This window comes from Sporomusa sp., assembly GCF_057736855.1.
This window is the reverse complement of the sequence record NZ_JBYKYF010000215.1, coordinates 366-4,550: the sequence shown is the minus strand read 5'-3', so window position 1 is coordinate 4,550 and position 4,185 is coordinate 366. Positions and strand designations below refer to the sequence as shown.

Here is a 4,185-nt window from a genome sequence, read left to right as displayed (position 1 = left end):
CGTATGCTTTGCCAAATGGCACGCTGTTGCCATGTATGCCCATGAGCGGCACCTATATTGAACAGGAGATGCCGAATGTCTTCAACCAGCAAATCACCGATATTTTGCAGCAGTCCCATTATTTTGATCTGATCAATATGCGAGTAGGCGAGATTGCTGCAGAAAACGGCTGGAACAATGCGCCTATTTATACAAATGCGCTGCCGGCTGCCGGGCGGCCGCCATCAACACTTGCGGTGATGTGCGGGGCAAGGATAGACAGGCTTGTCATTTTTGGCAAGGCGGTTATGCGGAGAAAATCAGCGCTGTGCTGGGCAGCAGTCCGGACGAGGGGATGCTTACTGAGGATACAAGGAAGGATTCAATTCGTATTCTGTAAGCATAGGCATTTTCGTGGGACTACGTTTTTAAAATAGCATATATAAATGATAAAAGACTATGATACCTATGCGAGTAAGTATCATAGTCTTTTGTTTTGGGTATTAACCAAGTTTATTTTTTTATTGCGAATGAGGTTAAATAGCAGGTTGTTACTTTTGTTTCAGATATGCATTGCCAATTGCATCGGCAGCAAGAATAGCGGCATATACAGTATCAGGGTTGACGCTAAATGGCTGGTTATGGATGGTTTCGCCAGGAGCGCAAGTTGCTTCGGCGACCTGACGGATTTTTTCCGGAGTGATATGCTCGACGCCAATTTCTTTAAGCGTAATAGGCAGGCCAACCGATTTGCAGAAATGCAGTACTTCCTCCAATTCACGGGATGAGCGATTTTCGAGTACTAACTGGACAAGCGTACCGAAAGCAACTTTTTCGCCATGATAAGCATGATGGGTTTCTGGCAGTACGGTCAAACCATTATGTACTGCATGTGCTGCTGCAAGCCCGGAGCTTTCAAAGCCAAGTCCGCTGAGCAGTGTATTCGCTTCCACTACTTTTTCTACAGCTTCGGTAGCTACACCTTGATCCAGTGCTAATTTGGCATGTAGACCGTATTCGATTAGAATATCATAACATAACTTGGCAAGACACAGGGCGGCAGAGGTAGATAAACCGCCGGGAAGATTGCCAGCAAACGCCTTAGCGCAGGCATCAGCTTCAAACCAGGTTGCCAGGGCGTCGCCCATTCCTGCTACAAACAGGCGAACAGGGGACTTAGCAATAATGGCTGTATCTACAAGTACCAAATCGGGATTTTTGGGTAATACCAGATAGGATTCGAACACTCCATCTGGGGTGTAGATGACAGATAAAGCACTGCAGGGCGCATCCGTTGCGGCGATCGTCGGCACAATAGCAACCGGGATTTTGGCTTCGTACGCGACGGCTTTAGCAGCATCCAGTGCTTTACCACCACCAGTACCAACGACAATATTTACATCATTCTGTTTGACGATGGCTACGATTCGGTCGATTTCAGGACGTGAGCATTCGCCGCCAAATTGTTCAATGATATAACTGACATTATGCTCCTTAAAACTGGGTTCCAACACATTTTGGGTGGCTTCCAGGCCACGTTTACCACCAAGGACTAATGCCTTAGTTCCCAGGGCGGCAACATGTTTGCCGATATCACTCAAAGCGCCGGCCCCTTGCACGTAACGAGATGGAGAAATCATAATTTTGTTCATGAAAAACCCTCCTCACTGCCTCGAATGGCTATTATTACTAACAATTTTGCGCGAAGAGGGCAATTACCTGTTGGTAATTTTGCGGTATTAAGGTAGAATTTTGTCATTTTTGGTTGTTTAGTGATATGAATGTACTAGAGTTTCAGTTTTTTGAAAAGGAAAGTAGCGCAATATTTAGATTATTTTTTATAGAAAAATTAAAAAGGACAAAAAATTAATATAAATTAATTTAGAGGGAAGGATTACAATTATAAGAAGTTTGTTTTATACTAATCTAACCTGTAAAGAATGTAATCCACGAATACCAGGAGTTTTAGATTTTTTGGGGAATCTATTAATACATACGTAGCCGAGGCCATGTTGCATCACGTCCTCTTAACATGAATTTTATTTTTATGTGTATATTCATATCAAGGAGAACAACCTATATGAAAAAAACTCTAATATTTGTATTGATGGTTTTTATGACAATACTTTGGGGTTCGTCAGTGGCAACGGCAGGCCCTGCACCGGCTTTAACCAGGGTTGATATTCATGGTTTTACGGCGCAAAACTACAATTATCAGTGGCAGCTTACATCGGCCGGTAATTTCAAAAATATGCATGGCTATTCATTTTCGGGCCCGGAACTTTATCTGAATGTTATATATACTGGCATTCCAAACTGGAACCTAACTTTTATCAAGATCAATGGAACACAATACAAACATTCGCAACTTTTTGAGCGACAATTTCTTATAACTGACAGAGGCGGCATTGTTGGCGGGTATGAGGTTATCTACAAAATACCGCCTACGTATCTGGGTGCGTCTAACACTATTGTTGTTACCTCCAGCGGAATAAATCGTGGATCAGGAGGCAGCATAGCAACCAATATAACATTTATAAAATAACGGAAATAATAGAGACAAATACCTCAAACACAAGCTTTAAATGAAAAACGGGTTAGATAGGATGATTACTATGGAATATCGAGTGTTGGGAAAAACTGGGATTAAGGTTAGCGCTATTGGTATAGGCGGAGAGGGATTTGAAAATAAAAACTATGCAGAATGCGAAGCCATTATTGATTGCGCAATGAATGAAGGGATTAACTTTTTTGATATATACAATTCAAATCCGGAAGTTAGAAGTAATGTTGGTAAAGCATTAAGTAAATATCCTCGCAGCAGTTTTGTGATAGAAGGGCATCTATGCTCAACTTGGGATAATGGACAATATCGGCGTACCAGAGATAGTAAGGAAGTTGTCAGCGCCTTTGAAGACTTGTTAACAAGAATGCAGTTAGCGTATGTCGATGTAGGGATGATTCATTATGTTGATGATCACAAGGATTTTGATTGCATTTTTAACGGAGAAATCATTGCTTATGCGAAGAAATTAAAAGAGAATGGCGTGATTAAGTCTTTAGGTATATCAACACATAACACCGATATCGCTTTTAGAGCCGTGGAAACAGGCCTGATTGACGTAATTTTATTTAGTATTAATGCGGCGTATGATATGCTGCCGCCCAGTGAAGATGTAAATATACTGTTTGAAGAGAGTACATTTAAAAACAGAACATATGAGGGTATTGATCCGCAAAGGGAAAAACTCTATCACGCTTGTCAACATGCGGGTGTTGCGTTAACGGTTATGAAAGGATACGCTGCCGGAGTATTGCTAAATGATAAACAATCTCCTTTCGAAAAAGCGATGACTCCAGTACAATGCTTACATTACTGTTTAACCAGACCGGCAGTGGCATCTGTAATGGTTGGCGTATCTAATACCGAGCAAATACTCGCAGCAACCGCCTATGTCACGGCAAGTAATGAAGAAAAAGATTATAGTGAGCTGCTGGCTAATGCACCAAGGAGTTCATTTAGAGGCCATTGTATGTATTGTGGCCATTGTGCCCCGTGTTCGAAACAGATCAATATTGCCGCAGTAAATAAATATTTGGATTTAGCATTAATTCAGGCTGAGGTTCCGGAAACAGTAAAAAATCATTATGATTTACTAGAACATCATGCCAATGAATGCATAGAATGTGGGTCATGTGTAAAAAACTGTCCATTCCATGTTGATGTTATCAGCAAAATGAAACAGGCTGTTATTCTTTTTGGTAAATAAACAATGCGTAAGGTAAGTTACGAATAAGGAAAATTGGATTTAGATGCAACCAGTACCGGTAATCCATGACTGGTTAAAGGGCAATAGTCAGTTTGACTTGCCCTTTTTTTATGCATTTATTCTATGGCAATTGGTAACAATAAATAAAACAACACGGAGGGTCATAATGAAAACAGTTGCCATTGCCGGAACGTTTGATTCCAAAGGTACTGAGTTTGCTTATTTGCAGGAGATTATTCAAAGCCTAGGATTAAAGACGTTTATGATTCATACGGGAGTTTTTGAGTCAAAATTGCCAGTAGATGTTTCCAATGAAGAAATTGCTAAAGCTGTGGGAGCTGATATCAAAGCCATTGCGGCTAACAAAGACAGAGCCACGGCAACTGATGTACTTTCCCGAGGCTTGGAAAAATTACTTCCCCAACTCTATGCAGAA

At 41.2% G+C, this 4,185-nt stretch carries 5 protein-coding genes; 4 read left to right on the top strand and 1 reads right to left on the bottom strand.

Annotated elements, in window-relative coordinates:
- Positions 1-416 (top strand): hypothetical protein (locus tag AC29Z1_RS12935; protein WP_488271868.1); only part of this gene is annotated, 416 nt, incomplete at its 5' end.
- Positions 417-530: 114 nt separating this feature from the next.
- Here AC29Z1_RS12935 and AC29Z1_RS12930 read toward each other — a convergent pair.
- Complete coding sequence (locus AC29Z1_RS12930) at positions 531-1,631, bottom strand: glycerol dehydrogenase (protein ID WP_488271867.1); 1,101 nt, start codon at positions 1,629-1,631, stop codon at positions 531-533.
- Between the two features lie 428 nt (positions 1,632-2,059).
- On the opposite strand from AC29Z1_RS12930, the gene AC29Z1_RS12925 reads away from it, so the two are divergent.
- The 3 genes from AC29Z1_RS12925 to AC29Z1_RS12915 all read left to right on the top strand — a co-directional run.
- On the top strand, positions 2,060-2,524 hold the full coding sequence (locus AC29Z1_RS12925; RefSeq protein ID WP_488271866.1) for a DUF4879 domain-containing protein: 465 nt from the start codon (positions 2,060-2,062) through the stop codon (positions 2,522-2,524).
- Positions 2,525-2,564: 40 nt separating this feature from the next.
- Positions 2,565-3,749 carry an aldo/keto reductase gene (locus AC29Z1_RS12920; RefSeq protein WP_488271865.1) on the top strand — a complete coding sequence of 395 codons (1,185 nt, stop codon included), beginning with the start codon at positions 2,565-2,567 and terminating at the stop codon, positions 3,747-3,749.
- 166 nt (positions 3,750-3,915) lie between these two features.
- Positions 3,916-4,185: Tm-1-like ATP-binding domain-containing protein (locus AC29Z1_RS12915; RefSeq protein WP_488271864.1), on the top strand; the 270-nt coding region annotated here is incomplete at its 3' end.

What these genes read in the sequence shown, in the direction of transcription:
- AC29Z1_RS12920 (WP_488271865.1), top strand. Translation starts at nt 2,565, where the DNA reads ATGAAAAACGGGTTAGATAGGATGATTACTATGGAATATCGAGTGTTG.
- AC29Z1_RS12930 (WP_488271867.1), bottom strand. Translation starts at nt 1,631, where the DNA reads ATGAACAAAATTATGATTTCTCCATCTCGTTACGTGCAAGGGGCCGGC.
- AC29Z1_RS12925 (WP_488271866.1), top strand. Translation starts at nt 2,060, where the DNA reads ATGAAAAAAACTCTAATATTTGTATTGATGGTTTTTATGACAATACTT.